The following is a 407-nucleotide window of genomic DNA, read 5'->3' as shown; positions in this document are numbered from 1 at the left end:
GGGGAAGTGTTACATATCGCCTGTTTTAGATATGAACACAAATGAAATCATATCATATGATTTATCTATGAGTCCTAATCTTGAACAGATAAGTAGAATGCTCGATAGAGCTTTCAATAAATTTCCATCAGTAGAAGGTCTTATATTTCATTCTGATCAAGGTTGGCAGTACCAACATCCTTATTTTAGAAATACATTACACCAACATGGTATTGTCCAGTCTATGTCACGGAAAGGGAACTGCTATGATAATTGTATAATGGAGACATTTTTTGGAAGGTTAAAAAATGAGATGTATTATGGCTATGAGAAAGACTATTCTTCATTTGAAGAATTCTCAAGAGCAGTTGAGGAATATATTGATTATTACAATAACAAAAGAATTCAGGCAAAAACAAAATGGATGC

The 407-nt window shown here is 32.4% G+C and carries 1 protein-coding gene; it reads left to right on the top strand.

Going from position 1 to position 407, the window contains the following annotated elements:
* Positions 1–31: 31 nt before the first annotated feature.
* The coding region (locus AT575_RS10175) for an IS3 family transposase (RefSeq protein ID WP_245871546.1) at positions 32–407 on the top strand (376 nt) is incomplete at its 3' end.

Source organism: Streptococcus penaeicida (genome assembly GCF_002887775.1).
Taxonomy (GTDB): Bacteria; Bacillota; Bacilli; order Lactobacillales; family Streptococcaceae; genus Streptococcus; species Streptococcus penaeicida.
Note: the sequence above shows the minus strand (reverse complement) of the source record. Positions and strands in the feature narration are given on the sequence as shown.